Origin of the sequence: Amaricoccus sp. (genome assembly GCF_047602525.1) — a bacterium.
Lineage (GTDB): Bacteria > Pseudomonadota > Alphaproteobacteria > Rhodobacterales > Rhodobacteraceae > Amaricoccus.
In genome coordinates this window covers 510,621-526,361 of record NZ_JASGHB010000001.1, presented here as the reverse complement: position 1 = coordinate 526,361, position 15,741 = coordinate 510,621, and the positions used below count along the sequence as shown (strand labels likewise).

General features: G+C 71.8%; 17 protein-coding genes. 9 read left to right on the top strand and 8 right to left on the bottom strand.

All coding sequences use genetic code 11. From position 1 onward, the window contains the following. The first annotated feature begins 25 nt into the window (after positions 1-25). The 4 genes from QM699_RS03000 (at position 26) to ureG (ending at position 2,431) form a co-directional block, all read left to right on the top strand. Positions 26-514 carry a hypothetical protein gene (locus QM699_RS03000; protein ID WP_415009745.1) on the top strand — a complete coding sequence of 163 codons (489 nt, stop codon included), beginning with the start codon at positions 26-28 and terminating at the stop codon, positions 512-514. Then, positions 511-1,002, top strand: coding sequence for an urease accessory protein UreE (locus QM699_RS02995; RefSeq protein WP_415009744.1), 492 nt, complete (start codon positions 511-513; stop codon positions 1,000-1,002). Before QM699_RS03000 ends, QM699_RS02995 begins: the two co-directional genes overlap by 4 nt. A 14-nt stretch (positions 1,003-1,016) precedes the next feature. After that, the gene (locus tag QM699_RS02990; RefSeq protein ID WP_415009743.1) at positions 1,017-1,667 is read left to right on the top strand and encodes an urease accessory protein UreF; all 651 of its coding nucleotides are present in this window, start codon (positions 1,017-1,019) and stop codon (positions 1,665-1,667) included. A gap of 116 nt (positions 1,668-1,783) precedes the next feature. Then, positions 1,784-2,431 (top strand): urease accessory protein UreG, encoded by a 648-nt coding sequence (gene ureG, locus QM699_RS02985; protein ID WP_415009742.1) that lies wholly within the window; start codon positions 1,784-1,786, stop codon positions 2,429-2,431. A gap of 20 nt (positions 2,432-2,451) precedes the next feature. Here the strand turns inward: ureG and QM699_RS02980 are convergent, their stop codons facing one another. The 6 genes from QM699_RS02980 to QM699_RS02955 form a co-directional block, all read right to left on the bottom strand. Then, entirely contained in the window at positions 2,452-2,712 is a 261-nt protein-coding gene (locus QM699_RS02980; RefSeq protein ID WP_415009741.1) for a hypothetical protein, read from the bottom strand. A gap of 116 nt (positions 2,713-2,828) precedes the next feature. Next, positions 2,829-3,065: an Lrp/AsnC family transcriptional regulator gene (locus QM699_RS02975; RefSeq protein WP_415009740.1), complete on the bottom strand. Its 237-nt coding sequence runs from the start codon at positions 3,063-3,065 to the stop codon at positions 2,829-2,831. 385 nt (positions 3,066-3,450) lie between these two features. Beyond that, positions 3,451-4,104 (bottom strand): DUF1223 domain-containing protein, encoded by a 654-nt coding sequence (locus QM699_RS02970; protein ID WP_415009739.1) that lies wholly within the window; start codon positions 4,102-4,104, stop codon positions 3,451-3,453. A gap of 172 nt (positions 4,105-4,276) precedes the next feature. Further along, the gene (gene acnA, locus QM699_RS02965) at positions 4,277-7,033 is read right to left on the bottom strand and encodes an aconitate hydratase AcnA (RefSeq protein WP_415009738.1); all 2,757 of its coding nucleotides are present in this window, start codon (positions 7,031-7,033) and stop codon (positions 4,277-4,279) included. Between the two features lie 137 nt (positions 7,034-7,170). Beyond that, positions 7,171-8,418 (bottom strand): sensor histidine kinase, encoded by a 1,248-nt coding sequence (locus QM699_RS02960; RefSeq protein ID WP_415009737.1) that lies wholly within the window; start codon positions 8,416-8,418, stop codon positions 7,171-7,173. Beyond that, entirely contained in the window at positions 8,415-9,068 is a 654-nt protein-coding gene (locus tag QM699_RS02955) for a response regulator (protein WP_415009736.1), read from the bottom strand. The genes QM699_RS02960 and QM699_RS02955 overlap by 4 nt, the downstream gene beginning before the upstream one ends. A gap of 157 nt (positions 9,069-9,225) precedes the next feature. Between QM699_RS02955 and QM699_RS02950 the strand changes: the two genes are divergently transcribed. Both QM699_RS02950 and wrbA read left to right on the top strand, forming a co-directional pair. Next, entirely contained in the window at positions 9,226-9,813 is a 588-nt protein-coding gene (locus QM699_RS02950) for a dual specificity protein phosphatase family protein (protein WP_415009735.1), read from the top strand. A gap of 333 nt (positions 9,814-10,146) precedes the next feature. Continuing rightward, complete coding sequence (gene wrbA, locus QM699_RS02945; RefSeq protein ID WP_415009734.1) at positions 10,147-10,746, top strand: NAD(P)H:quinone oxidoreductase; 600 nt, start codon at positions 10,147-10,149, stop codon at positions 10,744-10,746. Positions 10,747-10,765: 19 nt separating this feature from the next. On the opposite strand, the gene QM699_RS02940 is transcribed toward wrbA, so the two are convergent. Further along, positions 10,766-11,005, bottom strand: coding sequence for a DUF2188 domain-containing protein (locus tag QM699_RS02940; protein ID WP_415009733.1), 240 nt, complete (start codon positions 11,003-11,005; stop codon positions 10,766-10,768). A 196-nt stretch (positions 11,006-11,201) separates the two neighbouring features. Between QM699_RS02940 and QM699_RS02935 the strand changes: the two genes are divergently transcribed. The 3 genes from QM699_RS02935 to QM699_RS02925 all read left to right on the top strand — a co-directional run bounded on the left by QM699_RS02935 (position 11,202) and on the right by QM699_RS02925 (position 14,040). Beyond that, positions 11,202-11,807: a CoA pyrophosphatase gene (locus QM699_RS02935; protein WP_415009732.1), complete on the top strand. Its 606-nt coding sequence runs from the start codon at positions 11,202-11,204 to the stop codon at positions 11,805-11,807. Then, a complete protein-coding gene (locus QM699_RS02930; RefSeq protein WP_415009731.1) occupies positions 11,807-12,979 on the top strand; it encodes a CCA tRNA nucleotidyltransferase in 1,173 nt (390 codons plus the stop codon). Before QM699_RS02935 ends, QM699_RS02930 begins: the two co-directional genes overlap by 1 nt. A gap of 158 nt (positions 12,980-13,137) precedes the next feature. Continuing rightward, the gene (locus tag QM699_RS02925; protein ID WP_415009730.1) at positions 13,138-14,040 is read left to right on the top strand and encodes an OmpA family protein; all 903 of its coding nucleotides are present in this window, start codon (positions 13,138-13,140) and stop codon (positions 14,038-14,040) included. A gap of 63 nt (positions 14,041-14,103) precedes the next feature. On the opposite strand, the gene QM699_RS02920 is transcribed toward QM699_RS02925, so the two are convergent. After that, positions 14,104-15,657, bottom strand: a complete 1,554-nt coding sequence (locus QM699_RS02920; RefSeq protein ID WP_415009729.1) for a 2-isopropylmalate synthase — start codon at positions 15,655-15,657, stop codon at positions 14,104-14,106. Positions 15,658-15,741 lie beyond the last annotated feature (84 nt).

Sequence of the window (15,741 nt, the reverse complement as noted above, 5' to 3'; positions counted from 1 at the left end):
GCGAGGCACTATCCGGGAGGGCATGATGGGCGGCAGGCGCAGGCGAACTGGCATCCTCTTGCTCGCGGGCGCGGCCGTTCTCGGCGGTTGCGGCGGCGGTGGCGGCGGCATGGAAGTGCCCGGCTTCCTCGGTCGCGAGGGCAATGCCGCCAGCTTCTACAATCCCCGCGGCGAGGCGGTCCCCGATCCGGTTCCCCTGCCCATCGCGCAGGCAACCAGCGAACGCTCGCTCTACGGCGCCATCGTCCGCGTCTCCGGCCCCGCCCCGTCGCAAGGCTTCTGGGGGGCCGAGCTGCGCCCGCTCAGCGAGGGACCGGACGCAAACGGCGTGCTCGCCTTCGAGTTCGTGGCGATCCCGCCCGCCGACCCGGCGGAGTCCGGTCCGCCACAGACCCGCACCATGTCCGCCGGCACGTTCATCCCGACGATCACCGCCCGCAAAGTACGCAAGGTCGAGGTCCGCGGCAGCAACGGCGCCCAGACCCTGGCCCTGCCGGCGATCCCCGCGGCATGACGACGCACCGCGCCGAGGCCGTCGCCCGCGGTGGCGGGGCGGGGGCGCCCGACCGGGTGGAACTCGACTATCGCGACCGCTTCCTGCGCCGCAAGCGCCTGACGACCGTCGCGGGCGCCGCGCTGGTCGTGGACCTGCCCGAGACCGTCTCGCTCGATGATGGCGACGCGCTGCTGCTCATGGGCGGCGGCCGGATCGCCGTGGTCGCCGCGGCCGAGCCGCTCGTCGCCGTCACCGCGCCCGATGCCGCCGGCCTCGCGCGGCTCGCGTGGCACGTCGGCAACCGGCACACCCCGGCCGAGATCGGCGACGGCCGGCTGCTGGTGCAGCGCGACCACGTGATCGAGGACATGCTGCACCGCCTCGGCGCGACGCTGACGCCGCTGATGGCGCCGTTCCGGCCCGAGGGCGGCGCCTACGGCCACGGCCGCACCCACGGCCATCACGCCGGCGGCGCCACCGACGACCCGGACGCGCACGCCCACTGATGGACGCGTCGCCGGTGGCTCCAGTTTCGCCAAGCCTCGAGGCGATCCAGACCCTCGCCGCCTGGTTGTCACCCGCCTATCCCGTCGGTTCGTACAGCTATTCCCATGGGCTCGAATGGGAGGTCGACACCGGCCGCGTCGCCTCCGGCGCGGCGCTGTCGGCGTGGATCGAGGACGTGCTGCGCCACGGCGCCGGCCGGACGGATGCGATGCTCCTCGCCGCCGCCTGGCGCGCCGACGACCCCGCCCCGGTGGCCGAACTGGCCGAGGCGCTGGCGCCCTCGGCCGAGCGGCACCTCGAGACCATGGCGCAGGGCGCGGCCTTCGCGCGGACGACCAGCGCCGCCTGGGACATCGCCGTCGCGGCGGCGCCCTACCCTGTCGCCGTCGGCGCGGCCGCCCGGGCCCGCGGCCTGCCGCTGCCGCTGACCGCGACGCTCTACCTCCAGGCGTTTGCCGCCGCGCTCGTCTCGGCCGGGGTACGGCTGATCCCGCTCGGCCAGACGGATGGCCAGCGGATCACCCGCGCGCTCCTGCCCCTCGCCGCCAGTCTCGCCGACGCCGCGCTGGCCGCCCCGCCGGAGGCGCTCGGCGGCAGCGCCGTCGCCGCCGACATCGCCGCGATGCGCCACGAAACCCAGTACAGCCGCCTCTACCGCTCCTAGCGCGGAGTCCGCCGAGCCTGCGACGCCGCCCGCTGCGAGATCGCCCCACGGCCCCCGGTTGCGTTCGCGCGCCGGTGGTGCTGCTATGCAACATGAGTCGACGGGGGAGCTGCGGGATGATCGAGGCAGACATCGAGGCCACCGGCCACCGCTCGCCACACGGCCCGCTCCGTGTCGGGATCGGCGGGCCGGTCGGCGCCGGCAAGACCGCGCTGATGGACCAGCTCTGCAAGCGGCTGCGTGATCGCTACTCCATCGCCGCGATCACCAACGACATCTACACCCGCGAGGACGCCGAGTTCCTCATGCGCTCGCAGGCGCTGCCGCTCGAGCGGATCGTCGGCGTCGAGACCGGCGGCTGCCCGCACACCGCGATCCGCGAGGATGCCTCGATCAACCTCGCCGCGGTCGACGACCTCGTGACCCGCTTCCCCGACCTCGACATCGTGCTGATCGAGTCCGGCGGCGACAACCTTTCGGCCACGTTCTCGCCGGAGCTGGCCGACCTGACGCTCTACGTCATCGACGTCTGCGCCGGCGACAAGATCCCGCGCAAGGGCGGCCCGGGCGTCACCCGCTCGGACCTGCTCATCATCAACAAGACCGACCTTGCCACGCACGTCGGCGCCTCGCTCGACGTCATGGATCGCGACGCCCGCCGGATGCGCGGCGAGCGGCCGTTCCAGTTCGCCCAGGTCCGCAACGGCGTGGGCCTGCCGGAGATCATCGCCTTCATCGAGACGGCGGGCGGCTTCGTCGGCTAGCCACCCGCCTGCCGGTGGGCTCAGGCGTCCTGCGGCCCGACCACCGCGAACCGGGTGCCCTGCGGATCCTGCGCCACGGCGATCATCGCCCCGCCCGGCACCTCGAACGGGCCGTGCGCGATCCGGCCGCCGGCGGCCTCGACCCGGCCGATCGCCGCGGTGATGCCGTCCACCCCGAAGTAGGGCAGCCAGCACGGCACCGGCGCGTTGCCGAGCCCCATCATCCCGCCGATGTCCGCGCCGCCGTGCGAGAACACCTGGTAGGTGCCCATCCCGCCCATGTCGACCGCCCGGCCCTCGCGAACCTCCCCTCCGCCCTCGCCGACACCGGCGCCAACCCCGGCGCATGCCGGGCGTGCCGGCGCGGCGCGGTGGAGGCAAGCCGCGAAACGCGGGGTCAGAACGCCCGGAAGGTCAGCGTCGTCAGGCTGCGGTCGATGTGCGGAATGTCGAGGATCCGCTCGTTGATGTAGCGGCCGATATCCTCGGTCTCGGGGATGTAGACCTTCATGAGCAGGTCGTATTCGCCGCTGGTCGAATACAGCTCCGAGGCAAACTCCCGGTCATAGATCGCGTCTGCCACCTCGTAGGTGCGGCCGGGCCGGCAGCGCAGCTGGATGAAGACACAGTTCACGGGTTCTCCCTTTCGCGGCCACGATGCCGGCTTTTGCCGCCACGATGCGGGCGGCAGGCGCCGGTTGCAATCGCGATCTCGCCGCTCGAAGGCTGTTTGGAAACCCGGCCGGGTCAGCAGGCGCGACAAGCCGAGGCACTGCCTCGGCCGCGCCAACGGCGGGGAGCGCGGGGACCGTGCGGAGGCCGTCAGGGGTGGAGATTTCTGCGGCAGGGTGCCGATCCGGCCGTGGCTGCCCCGGCGGTCGCGCGCGCGACTGCCCCCGGGAGGGCAGTCGCGGCTGGATTTGTCGACGGACAAATCCAGCTGGCGTCAGCGTCTCGACTCTCGGGAGGCCAGAGGTCTCCTCCCCTGTCGCGTGGCAGGCCCGGGTGCGCGAACGAACTCAGGGCAGCAGCGTCGCCGCCAGCACCGGGCCCATGCGCGCCTGCTGCACCACCACGGCCAGCGGCCCGGCCGGCGCATCGGCGAGCGTCATCTCGAACGGGCCGCTGCCGTCCCAGCGACCGACGACGCGCCAGTCGGTGACGATGTTGGTATAGGCGATCTCCTGGCCGGCGTTGTCGCCCCGCTCGATCGCCACCGTGCGCGACGGCACGTAGGAGACGAGCTGCACGTCCGCCGCTCCGACCGGGCCCGCGACCGGCGCCATGTGCAGGGTGAGCTTGCCGTCCGCCCGATCGCCGCTGACCGTCGCCCGCGCGGCCTCGCCCTGGCGGCGGGCGATGTCGGCGCGGATCGCCTCGGCGTCGTGTCCTTTCATCTGATCCTCGCCCTGCACCACCATCTGCGGGGTGTAGAGCGTCCGGCTGCCCGCGACGCGCGCATAGGCCTTCTGCCGGACCGTGTACTCGGGCCGGCCGAACTCGTCGCGCCAGCCCATGTAGTCCCAGTAGTCCACATGCAGCGCCAGCGCGATCACGCCGTCCATCGAGGCGAAGTCGCGGAACAGCGCGTCCGCCGGCGGACAGGCGATGCAGCCCTGGCTGGTGTAGAGCTCGACCACCACCGGCGTCGGCGCCTCGTCGGCCCGCGCCACGGGTGCGAGCGCCGCTGCGGCGAGAAGGAGTGAAAGGAAAGTCGGTAGCGAACGCATTCGAGCCTGTCGGGCCTGCCCCTGTCGACTTTGGTAGACCGCCGAGCCCCCGCGGCGCCAGTCAAGCCTTCGAGAGGGGGCCGCGGGTCACGCCGCAGCCCCCTCCCGGGACAGGTCAGGAGGCCGCGAGATTGCGCAGCACGTAGTGCAGCACGCCGCCGTGCTCGAGATACTCGACCTCGATCGCGGTATCGACCCGGCACTTCAGCTGGATCGTCTTCTCGGTGCCGTCCGCGTAGCGGATGGTGCAGGGCACGAGGCTCAGCGGCTTCAGGTCGCCTGCGAGGCCTGCGATCGAGACCACCTCGTCGCCGGTCAGGCCCAGCGTCTTGCGGCTGTCGCCGCCGGTGAACTCGAACGGGATCACCCCCATGCCGACGAGGTTGGAGCGGTGGATGCGCTCGAAGCTCTCGGCGATCACCGCCTTGACGCCGAGCAGCGCCGTGCCCTTCGCGGCCCAGTCGCGCGACGAGCCCGCGCCGTACTCGATGCCGCCGAAGATCACCAGCGGCACGCCCTCGGCCTGATAGGCCATCGAGGCGTCGAAGATCGAGGTCTGGGCGCCGTCCGGGCCCTTGGTATAGCCGCCCTCGACCCCGTCCAGCATCTCGTTCCTGATGCGGATGTTGGCGAAGGTGCCGCGCATCATGATCTCGTGGTTGCCGCGCCGCGAGCCGTAGGAGTTGAAGTCCTTGGCCGCGATCTGCCGCTCCACCAGATACTTGCCGGCCGGCGTCGTCGGCTTGAACGAGCCGGCGGGCGAGATGTGGTCGGTCGTCACCATGTCGCCGAGCAGCGCGAGGATGCGCGCGCCCGAGATGTCGGAGATGACGCCCGGCTCCTTCGACATGCCCTGGAAGTACGGCGGGTTCTGGATGTAGGTCGAGGTCGGCGGCCAGTCGTAGGTCTCGCTGTCCGTCGTCTCCACCGCCTGCCAGTTGGCATCGCCCTTGAAGACGTCGGCATACTTCGACTGGAACGCCTGCCGCGTCACGGTCTTCTCGACGAGTTCCGCCACCTCCTCGTTGGTCGGCCAGATGTCCTTCAGGTACACGTCCTTGCCGTCCGGCGTCTGCGCCAGCGGCTCGGTCGACAGGTCGATGTTGAGATCGCCCGCGATCGCATAGGCAACGACGAGCGGCGGCGACGCGAGATAGTTCGCCCGCACGTCGGGGCTGATGCGGCCCTCGAAGTTGCGGTTGCCCGACAGGACGGCGGTCGCCACCAGATCGTTCTCGCCGATCGCCTTCGAGATCGCCGGATCGCCCAGCGGCCCCGAGTTGCCGATGCAGGTGGTGCAGCCGTAGCCCGCGAGGTTGAATCCGATCGCGTCGAGGTCTTCCTGCAGGTTCGCCGCCTCGAGATACTCGCTCACCACCTGGCTGCCCGGCGCCAGCGAGGTCTTCACCCAGGGCTTGCGCGTCAGGCCGAGCGCCCGCGCCTTGCGGGCCACGAGGCCCGCGCCGATCATCACGTAGGGGTTCGACGTGTTGGTGCACGACGTGATCGCCGCGATCACCACCGACCCGTCGCGGATGGTGTAGTCCTCGCCCTCGACCTTCGCCGTCTTGCGCGCGTCGACCGGCGCGGCGATGACGCCGCCGCCCTCGTCCTGCATCTCCTGCGCCGCGGCGCTCTTGTCGACCCCGCGATAGTCGGCGACGGTCTTGTAGAACGCCTGCGCCGCCCCGCTCAGCGGCGTGTAGTCCTGCGGCCGCTTCGGCCCGGAGATCGCCGGGACGATCTCGCCCATGTCGAGGTGCAGCGTGTCGGTATAGACCGGCTCGTAGTCCGGGCCGCGCCACATGCCGTTCTCCTTGGCATAGGCCTCGACCAGCGCGATGCGGTCCTCGTCGCGGCCGGTGTTGCGCAGGTAGCGCAGCGTCTCGCCGTCGATCGGGAAGAAGCCGCAGGTCGCGCCATATTCCGGCGCCATGTTGGCGATCGTCGCGCGGTCGGCCAGCGGCAGGTGGTCGAGCCCCTCGCCGTAGAACTCGACGAACTTGTTCACGACGCCTTTCTTGCGCAGCATCGCGACGACCTTCAGCACCAGGTCGGTCGCCGTGGTGCCCTCGACCATCCTGCCGGTCAGCTTGAAGCCGATCACCTCGGGGATCAGCATGGAGACCGGCTGGCCGAGCATCGCGGCCTCGGCCTCGATGCCGCCGACACCCCAGCCCAGCACGGCCATGCCGTTCACCATCGTCGTGTGGCTGTCCGTGCCGACCAGCGTGTCGGGATAGGCGACGACCTCGCCGGCGAGGTCCTTGTCGGTCCAGACGGTCTGCGCCAGGTACTCGAGGTTGACCTGATGGCAGATGCCGGTGCCCGGCGGAACCACCCGGAAGTTGTCGAACGCGTTCTGCCCCCACTTCAGGAACTGATAGCGCTCGATGTTGCGCTCATACTCGCGATCGACGTTGAGCTGGAACGCGCGCGGCGTGCCGAACTCGTCGATCATCACCGAGTGGTCGATCACGAGGTCGACCGGGTTCAGCGGGTTGATCTTCTGCGGGTCGCCGCCGAGGCCCATGATGCCGTCCCGCATGGCCGCGAGGTCGACGACCGCCGGCACGCCGGTGAAGTCCTGCATCAGCACGCGGGCCGGGCGATAGGCGATCTCGCGCGGGTTCTTGCCCCCCTTCGCCGCCCATTCGGCAAAGGCCCTGATGTCATCGACCGAGACCGTGAAGCCGCCATCCTCGAAGCGCAGCATGTTCTCGAGCACGACCTTGAGCGAGGCCGGCAGCCGGGAGAAGTCGCCAAGCCCCGCGGCCTCGGCCGCCGGGATCGAGTAATAGGCGTAGGCCTTGCCACCGACCTTCAGAGTGCGTCGCGTTTTCGCGGTGTCGGTTCCAACAAAGACGGTCATCTTGCCTCCGGCAATGGGATGGGGCTGGACGGGAACTTGTCCCTGATATGACGCATCCCGCTGCCGCTCGCAAGTGCCGCAGGTGCGAAAAGCATACCGTCGCATACAATTTTCAGGCCCACGCTCAGGGCCCGCGTTCACGGCTCGCGGAACGTGACCCGCGCTCTCGCCACGCCGTCCTGTATCTCCAGGCCGATGCGCCACCCGAGCCGATCGGCCGCCGCGCGCGCGATGGCGAGGCCGAGGCCGCTGCCGGCCGACCCCGGGGCCTTGGCGAACCGGCCCTCCCGAAAGGCCGCGCCGGGCGCCACCGGGTTCACGATCGCCAGCGCCGGCCCCGGCCCCAGCGTCACCCGCACCGGGCCCGTGCCATGCTCACAGGCGTTCCGCAGCAGGTTTCCCAGCACCAGCGCCACCGAATCCGCGTCCGCCGCGACCTCGATCGTCTCGCGGTCGCCGTCGTCGACGCGGATCGCGCCCTCCGGCGCATCGGCGACCAGCAGGCGCAGCACCTGCAGCAGATCGCAGCGGTCGTCCTCGCGCCCGACCGCCGCCTCCGCCCGCGCGAGGTCGAGCAGGCGCTGCACCAGCGAGGTGACGCGACCCACCGCGGCCACCACCGCCCGCGCCGCCGTCGGGCCGCCGCGCCCGTCCGCCAGAAGCTGCGCCTGCGCCGCGGCGATGGCGAGCGGCGTGCGCAACTCGTGGGCAGCGCTCGCCGAGAAATCGCGCTCCGCCACCAGCAGCGCCTCGATTCGCGCCAGATAGCGGTCGAGCGCCCGCGCGATCGGCGCCAGCTCCGCCGGCAGCCCGCTGTGCGGCAGCGGCGACAGGTCGGACGCCCGGCGACGGTCCATCTCGGCGGCGAACGCCGCCACCGGCGCAAGGCCCGCCCCGAGCGCGCGGCGCAGCGCCAGGAGCAGGACGCCGAGCAGCGGCACCGTCACCAGCAGCCAGACCCGCGCCGCTTCCCAGAACTCGCGGCGCCGCAGCGCGACCTCCTGCCCGATCTCCACCGTCAGGCCGCCGGGCGTCGTCACCCGCGCCACCGACCACCCCGCCACCTCCCGGCTGCCGTCGGCATCGAGCGGCGGCCAGGGCGCCGCGTCCGCCACGCCCCCGGGGCGCACGACGCGCACCTGCACCGCCCCCGTCGTGGCCGCGCCGGCGGCGGGCCCCGCCCGCTCCAGCGACTCGGCCACGACCCGCGCCTCGACGGCCAGCGCCTTGTCGGCGATCTCACGCATCTCGTGTGCCATCACGGCGAGCCCCGCGCCGAGCCCGAGACACCACACGAGGCCGGTGGCGACGAACAGCCGCCGCGTCAGGCGACCGCGCAGCGACCACGTGCGCTCCGGCGTCTCGACCCGCACCGGGGGCGTCACGGCACCAGGTATCCGAGGCCGCGGCGGGTCTCGATCACCTGCGCGCCGAGCTTGGTGCGGAGCCGGGAGACGTAGACCTCGACCGCGTTGCCGGCGATCTCGTCGTCGAACGAATAGAGCGCCTCCTCGAGCGCGGCGCGCGAGCGCACCCGGCCGCGCGCGCCGACCAGCAGCGCCAGCACCGCCCACTCGCGCGCGGTCAGCCGGATCTCCCCCTCCGGCCCGAAGACCCGGCCGCCGGTCAGGTCGACCCGTAGCGTCCCGAGGTCGACCTCGGTCGCACCGGCCGCCGTCGCCCGGCGCACCTGGGCGCGCAGCCGCGCCTCGACCTCCGCGAGATCGAAGGGCTTCACCACATAGTCGTCCGCGCCGGCATCGAGCCCGGCGATCCGGTCGGAGATCCGGTCGCGCGCCGTGGCGATCAGGATGGGCGTGCGGTTGCCGCGCGCCCGCTCGGCCCGCAGGAGGTCGAGCCCGGAGCCGTCGGGCAGGCCGATGTCGAGCACCGCGGCGGCGTAGTCGGCCACCCGGAACGCGGCCTCCGCCTCCGCGACACTGGCCACATGGTCGACCGCATGCCCCATGCCCCGCAGGTGCCGCAGCAGGGCATCGGCCAGATCCTCGGTATCCTCGATGACGAGCAGGCGCATGGCGGGAGCTTAGGCGAGCCCGGCCGCCGCTGGAAGCCGCCCGCGCGTCATGCAGCCGTCGCACCGGCGTCGCCACAGGGTCGCACACGGACCGTAAGCGGAGCGCAAGCTCCGCCGGCGAGACAGCGGCCACGATCCCAAGCCCCAAGGACAGTTCATGCGCTTCGTTCCCTTTCCTTCCCGCCGGCAGCGGCGGCTCGCGGGCTGGACGCTCGGGATCGTACTGCTCGCCGCGATCGCCTGGCCGCTCTGGCTGCACCTCACCGGCAACTTCCATACCGTCGTGCCGGATGAGGTCTACCGCGCGGCGCAGCCTTCGCCGGCCGACCTGCAGCGCTGGACGGCCGAGCACGGGATCAAGAGCGTGCTGAACCTGCGCGGCGCCCACGAAGATGCCGACTGGTATCGGCAGGAAGCGGCGACGGCGCGCGCGCTCGGCCTCGTCCTCGCGGACTTTCCACTGTCCGCGCGGGAAAACCCCCGGCCGGAGCGGATGGCCGACCTCGTCGATCTCATGCGCCGCCTGCCGAAGCCGCTGCTCATCCATTGCCAGGGCGGCGCCGACCGGACCGGGCTGGCCGCCGCGCTCTACCTCGCCTCGATCGCTCATTCCGGCGAGCAGGTGGCCGAGCACCAGCTCTCCTTCGCCTACGGCCACGTCGGCCTGCCGGTCCTGTCGTCCGCGTGGGCGATGAACGAGGCCTGGGAGGACGTCGAGCCCCGCCTCGGCTATCCGGGCAGCTGAGGCGCACGCCCCTTGGTATTCATACAGGCAGAAACCCTGTCGGGCAGGACGCAAGGGGCCCCGCAACAGCGGGGAGAAACAAGCCTCGCGAGGCGCGAAAGCGCCTCGTTCCGCTGAAGGGAGGCCGCAACGGCGGCCGACCGGCAAGCGTCGGCCGAGCGGGGGCTTCATGCCCCCCGAGGCCGGCGCTCTCCCCGTCTCCGCTTCGTCTCGCCGGGACGAGACCCGGGCGCTCTGCGCTGCGCGGAAACAATCCGTTTCACTCCGGCCGCATTTACTGTTGCCCGGAGCCGGCTACGGTATGGGCAACCGAAGTCAGGAGGGAAACGCACGATGGCGAAGATTTTGGGCCTCTACTACTCGAGCTGGGGCCACATGGAGGCGCTGACCAACGCCGCGGCGGAGGGCGCGCGCGAGGCCGGCGCCGAGGTCGTGGTGAAGCGCGTGCCGGAGCTGGTGCCCGACGAGGTGGCAAAGGCCGCCCACTACAAGCAGGATCAGGCAGCGCCGATCGCCGAGCCGGGCGAGCTCGCCGACTACGACGGCTTCATCATCGGCGTGCCGACCCGCTACGGCAACATGGCCTCGCAGATGAAGAACTTCTGGGACCAGACCGGCGGCCTGTGGGCCAAGGGCGCGCTCATCAACAAGGTTGCGACGGTGATGTCCTCGACCGCCACCCAGCACGGCGGCCAGGAGTTGACGATCCTTACGACCCAGGTCGTGCTGCAGCACCACGGCATGCTGATCGTGCCGCTCGGCTATGGCTATCAGGCGCAGATGGGCACCGACAAGTACCGCGGCGGCTCGCCGTACGGCATGACCCTGCTGACCGGCGGCGACGGGTCACGCTGGCCCGACGAGGAGGATCTGGCCGGCGCCCGCTTCCAGGGCAAGCGCATGGCCGAGATCACGCTGAAGCTGCACGGCTGACCGCCGCGCGGCGTCCGCCTCAGTCCTGAACCTCGGCCTCCGGGCGGTCGTCGCCCGGAGCAACCTCGGAATGCCAGCGGCCACGGTCGTCCTCCCACGAGATCCCTTCCGTCGATCCCGGCATCCGCTGCTCGGCGGCCGCGCGCTCTGCGGCGGATCGCGCCTCGTCCCGGGTCGGAAACGGCTCGGAGTACGTGCCGTTCACCCGGTAGGCCCAGCCGCCATCGTGCGGCACGATCTCGTAGGTCAACTTGCTCATCGGTCTCTCCCGGATCTCGCGCCACCCGAGGTTGATCCCGCCGTGCGCCGAGGTCAACGCCCGCACCGTCGCGGGGATGCACGGGAGTGCGGCCCGCTGCCGCCGGCTGCATTCGGAGCCGGACCCGCCTGAACACGGGTGAACACGAAGCCGGATACCCTTGAAGGATGACGGATCCCGGGGCATCTAGCTCAACATGGACCGACCTCGCCTCAATCCCTCCGAGATCGGGCGCGCCCTCGGCACGCCCGCGGCGGCCTCGTCGGACTATGATCTCAACCCGGGCGTGCGCCGGCCGGACCGGCCGCTGCGGCCCGCCTCGGTCCTGATCCCGCTCGTCGAGCGCGGGCCGGCGCTCAACCTCGTCCTGACCCGCCGCGCCGCGCGGCTGACGCACCATCCCGGCCAGATCGCCTTTCCCGGTGGCAAGCAGGATCCGTCCGACGCCTCGCCCCTCGCGGCCGCCCTGCGCGAGGCGAGCGAGGAGATCGGCCTCGACCCGGCCAGCGTCGAGGTGCTGGGCGCGCTCGACCCGCACGAGACCGTCACCTTCTTCACCGTCGCCCCGTTCGTCGGCCTCGTGCCGGCCGATTTCCGGCCGGTCAGCGATCCGACCGAGGTGGCGGAGGTGTTCGAGGTGCCCCTCGAGTTCGTGCTCGATCCGGCCAACCTGCAGGTCCACCGCCGGCGCTGGCAGGGCCAGTGGCGGGCGTACTACGCCATTCCCTACGGACCGCATTACATCTGGGGTGCCACGGCGCGGATGCTGAAGGCGCTCGGCGACCGCACGCGGGCGCCCTGATGCGCATCGCCGGCGACTGGCTGGACGCCCCGGCGACGCGGGCGGTCTGCGCCGCCCTCACGGCGCAGGGCGACCGCGCCCTCTTCGTCGGCGGCTGCGTGCGCAACGCGTTGCTCGGCCGACCCGTGGCCGACATCGACATCGCCACCGATGCGCCGCCGGAGCGCACCATCACGCTCGCGGAAGCCGCCGGCCTGCACCCGGTCCCGACCGGGCTCGCGCACGGCACCATCACCGTCGTCGCCGATCATCGCCCCTACGAGGTGACGACCTTCCGGCGCGACGTCGAGACCACCGGACGCCACGCGGTCGTCGCCTTCACGACGGATGTCGTCGAGGACGCACGGCGACGGGACTTCACCATGAACGCGCTCTACGCCGATCCCGACGGCGAGGTGGTCGATCCGCTCGGCGGCCTGCCCGACCTGCTCGCCCGGCGGGTGCGCTTCGTCGGCGACCCGGCGGAGCGCATCACCGAGGACTATCTCCGGATCCTTCGCTTCTTCCGGATCCATGCCTGGTATGGCGACCCGTCGGGCGGCATCGACCCGGAAGGTCTCGCCGCCTGCGCCGCGCTGCAGGATGGCCTGGAGCGGCTCTCGCGCGAGCGGGTCGGCGCCGAGACCGGCAAGCTCCTGGCCGCGGACGATCCCGCGCCGGCGGTTGCGGCCATGGCGGCGACCGGGATCCTTGCCCGGCTTCTGCCCGGCGCCGATGCGACCGCCCTCGCGCCGCTCATCCATGTCGAGGCGATGGCCGGCGTTGCCCCCGACTGGCGCCGCCGCCTCGCGGCGCTTGGCGGCGATGCCGGCTCGGCCGAGACGCTGCGCCTGTCGCGCGCCGACGCACGCGCCGTCGCGGCGATCCGCTCGGCCCTCGCCGACGGCCTCGCCTGCGCCGCGAGCGCGTGGCGGCACGGCGCCGACGCCGGACGCGACGCCGCGCTGATCGTGGCCGCCGCGACCGGCAGCGCGCCGCCCGCCGACCTTGCGGCAGAACTCGCCCGCGGCGCCGCCGCGCGCCTGCCGCTGGCCGCGGCCGACCTCGACCTCGAGGGGCCGGCCCTCGGCGCCGCGCTGCGCCGGGCCGAAGCCGCGTGGCTCGCCACCGACCTGCGACTCGACGCCAATGCGGTGCGCGCCGCCGCCCTGCGACCGGCCGCCGCCGGCTGAACTCTCGCATAAGGCGAACTCCACCCGCGAAAGCAACATGACTGTGCCAATTCGGCGACAGTCGCGCGGCATCCCCGCCAGAATGGCGTTGTCACAAGCAACGCGCCCTCCCTATGCTCGACACAACAAGAAGAGCAGACCAAGAGGCAGGGGCAGGCATGAACCGCACATGGGGGTATCTTGCCGGAGGGGGCGCGTTGCTTCTCGCCGGCATCGTCGTGACCGAACTCGTCGACCGCCAGGGCCCGCCGACCCTCGCCGCGCCGTCGTCCACCCTGCCCGCGCAGGTGTCCACCGCGGCGAAGGGCGGGACCGCGCCGGACGCGAGCGACGGCGCTGCGCGGCTCGCCGCGGCCGAAGCCGAGATCGTCCGGCTCACCGACGCACTTGCCGCGGCGAAGGCGGAGAACGCCGAGCTGCGCGCCACCATCGCGCTTCGCGACACGGTGCTCGACACCCTGAAGGCCAGCGTCGCCGAGCGGGATGCGTCCCTCGGCGACCTGCGCAGCCGCCTTGCCGCCAACGAGGCCGAGCTTTCCCGCCTGACCGGCCGTCTCGGAGGGCTGGCGGCGCCCGCCGACTTCGACGCGGCGCTCGCGGCGCTGAAGCTCGATGCCGGCGGCCCGAGCGTGGCGCGGATCTCACCCGCCGCCGCGGACGGCGGCTTCGCCAGCGACGGGAACGGCGCGGCCGCCATGACCGCGGCCGTCGCCGAAGGCCCGATGGTCGAGGTTCAGTTCGACTTCGCCTCGTCCGCCCTCACGCCGGGCGGGCAGGAGCGCGCGGCGGTGGCCGCGGCGACGCTCTCGGGGATGGCGCTGGCGCAGGTGCGCATCGTCGGACACACCGACCGGGTGGGCCGGCCCGAGGCGAACCGCCGCCTGGCCGCCCGCCGCGCCGATGCGGTGGCGCGCTACCTCATCGCCTCCGGCCTGCCGGCCGAGATCATCGTCACCGACGATGCGGGCGAAGCCGGCGCGCCGATCACCACCGACGACGGCGTGGCCGAGCCGCTCAACCGCTCGGTCCTGATTTTCGCCCAGGCGAAGCCCACGACCTGACGCACGACAGCGACCGGGCCGGAAGCGCCGAGGCGCCCCGGCCCGTCGGGAAAGCAACCGCGATCAGGCCGACGCGGCCTCGGGCGCCGTCTTCAGCCGCCGGACCAGCAGCTTGTTGATCGCATTCACATAGGCCCGCGCCGAGGCCACCACCGTATCGGTGTCCGCCGACTGGCCGGTGACGATCTTGCCGCCCTCCTCCAGCCGGACGCTGACCGTCGCCTGCGCGTCGGTGCCCTCGGTCACGGCGTGGACCTGGTAGAGGTTGAGCTTTGCGGTGTTCGGCACGAGGCTCTGCACCGCCTTGAACACCGCGTCGACCGGACCGTCGCCGATCGACGTCACCTCGTGCTCCACCCCGTCGATCACCAGCGTCATCTCGGCCGTCTGCGGCCCATCCGTGCCGCAGACCACGCGCAGCCGCTTTACCTGTACCCGATCGTTGGCGGCATGGGTGTCGGTGTCCTGCATCAGCGCGATGAGGTCGTCGTCGAAGACCTCCTTCTTGCGATCGGCCAGCTCCTTAAACCGCACGAACACGTCGTTCAGCTGGTTGTCGCCGACGCCGTAGCCCAGCTCCGCGAGCTTCGAGCGCAGCGCCGCGCGGCCCGAGTGCTTGCCCATGACGAGGCTGGTGGCGTTCAGCCCCACATGCTCGGGCCGCATGATCTCGAAGGTCTCGGCGTTCTTCAGCATCCCGTCCTGATGGATGCCGCTCTCGTGGGCGAAGGCGTTCTTGCCGACGATCGCCTTGTTGAACTGCACCGGGAAGCCCGAGACCGTGGCGACGAGCCGGCTCGCCTGCATGATCCGCGTGGTGTCGATCCCGGTCCGGTACGGCATGATGTCGTTGCGGACCTTCATCGCCATCACCACCTCCTCGAGCGCGGTGTTGCCCGCCCGCTCGCCGAGGCCGTTGATCGTGCATTCGATCTGGCGCGCCCCCGCCTCGACCGCGGCCAGGGCGTTTGCCGTCGCCATGCCGAGATCGTTGTGGCAATGCGTCGCAAAGGTGATCGTGTCGGCGCCGGGCACCTTCTCGCGCAGCATGCGGATCAGGCCGGCGCTCTCGCGCGGCGCGGTATAGCCCACCGTGTCGGGAATGTTGATCGTCGTGGCGCCCGCCTTGATCGCGATCTCCACTACCCGGCAGAGATAGTCGTGCTCGGTCCGCGTCGCGTCCATCGGCGACCACTGCACGTTGTCGCAGAGGTCGCGGGCGTGGCTCACCGTCTCGTGGATGCGCTCAGCCATCTGGTCCTGGTCGAGGTTCGGGATCGCGCGGTGCAGCGGCGAGGTGCCGATGAAGGTGTGGATCCGCGGCTGCTTCGCGTGGCGAACCGCCTCCCAGCACCGGTCGATGTCCTTGAAGTTGGCCCGCGCGAGGCCGCAGATCACCGCGTTCTGCGCGATCTGGGCGATGCGGGTCACGGCCTCGAAGTCGCCCTCGGAGGCGATGGGAAAGCCCGCCTCGATGATGTCGACGCCCATCTCGTCGAGCAGCTGGGCGATCTGGAGCTTTTCCTCCAGCGTCATCGTCGCGCCGGGCGACTGCTCGCCATCGCGGAGCGTGGTGTCGAAGATCAGGACCCGGTCCTGGGCCTTTGCGTCGGTCATGGGATTTCACCCTCGGTCTGGAGCTTCTTTCGGCGCGTCGGGCTCCCTCTGAGCGCGCGCGCCGTGACCGGGCACGCTCAGAGG

Excerpts from the sequence above, each read along its gene's own strand:
- QM699_RS03000 (WP_415009745.1), top strand. The coding sequence starts at position 26 with ATGGGCGGCAGGCGCAGGCGAACTGGCATCCTCTTGCTCGCGGGCGCG.
- QM699_RS02995 (WP_415009744.1), top strand. The coding sequence starts at position 511 with ATGACGACGCACCGCGCCGAGGCCGTCGCCCGCGGTGGCGGGGCGGGG.
- ureG (WP_415009742.1), top strand. The coding sequence starts at position 1,784 with ATGATCGAGGCAGACATCGAGGCCACCGGCCACCGCTCGCCACACGGC.
- QM699_RS02980 (WP_415009741.1), bottom strand. The coding sequence starts at position 2,712 with ATGGGCGGGATGGGCACCTACCAGGTGTTCTCGCACGGCGGCGCGGAC.
- acnA (WP_415009738.1), bottom strand. The coding sequence starts at position 7,033 with ATGACCGTCTTTGTTGGAACCGACACCGCGAAAACGCGACGCACTCTG.
- QM699_RS02955 (WP_415009736.1), bottom strand. The coding sequence starts at position 9,068 with ATGCGCCTGCTCGTCATCGAGGATACCGAGGATCTGGCCGATGCCCTG.
- QM699_RS02950 (WP_415009735.1), top strand. The coding sequence starts at position 9,226 with ATGCGCTTCGTTCCCTTTCCTTCCCGCCGGCAGCGGCGGCTCGCGGGC.
- wrbA (WP_415009734.1), top strand. The coding sequence starts at position 10,147 with ATGGCGAAGATTTTGGGCCTCTACTACTCGAGCTGGGGCCACATGGAG.
- QM699_RS02940 (WP_415009733.1), bottom strand. The coding sequence starts at position 11,005 with ATGAGCAAGTTGACCTACGAGATCGTGCCGCACGATGGCGGCTGGGCC.
- QM699_RS02935 (WP_415009732.1), top strand. The coding sequence starts at position 11,202 with ATGGACCGACCTCGCCTCAATCCCTCCGAGATCGGGCGCGCCCTCGGC.
- QM699_RS02930 (WP_415009731.1), top strand. The coding sequence starts at position 11,807 with ATGCGCATCGCCGGCGACTGGCTGGACGCCCCGGCGACGCGGGCGGTC.
- QM699_RS02925 (WP_415009730.1), top strand. The coding sequence starts at position 13,138 with ATGAACCGCACATGGGGGTATCTTGCCGGAGGGGGCGCGTTGCTTCTC.
- QM699_RS02920 (WP_415009729.1), bottom strand. The coding sequence starts at position 15,657 with ATGACCGACGCAAAGGCCCAGGACCGGGTCCTGATCTTCGACACCACG.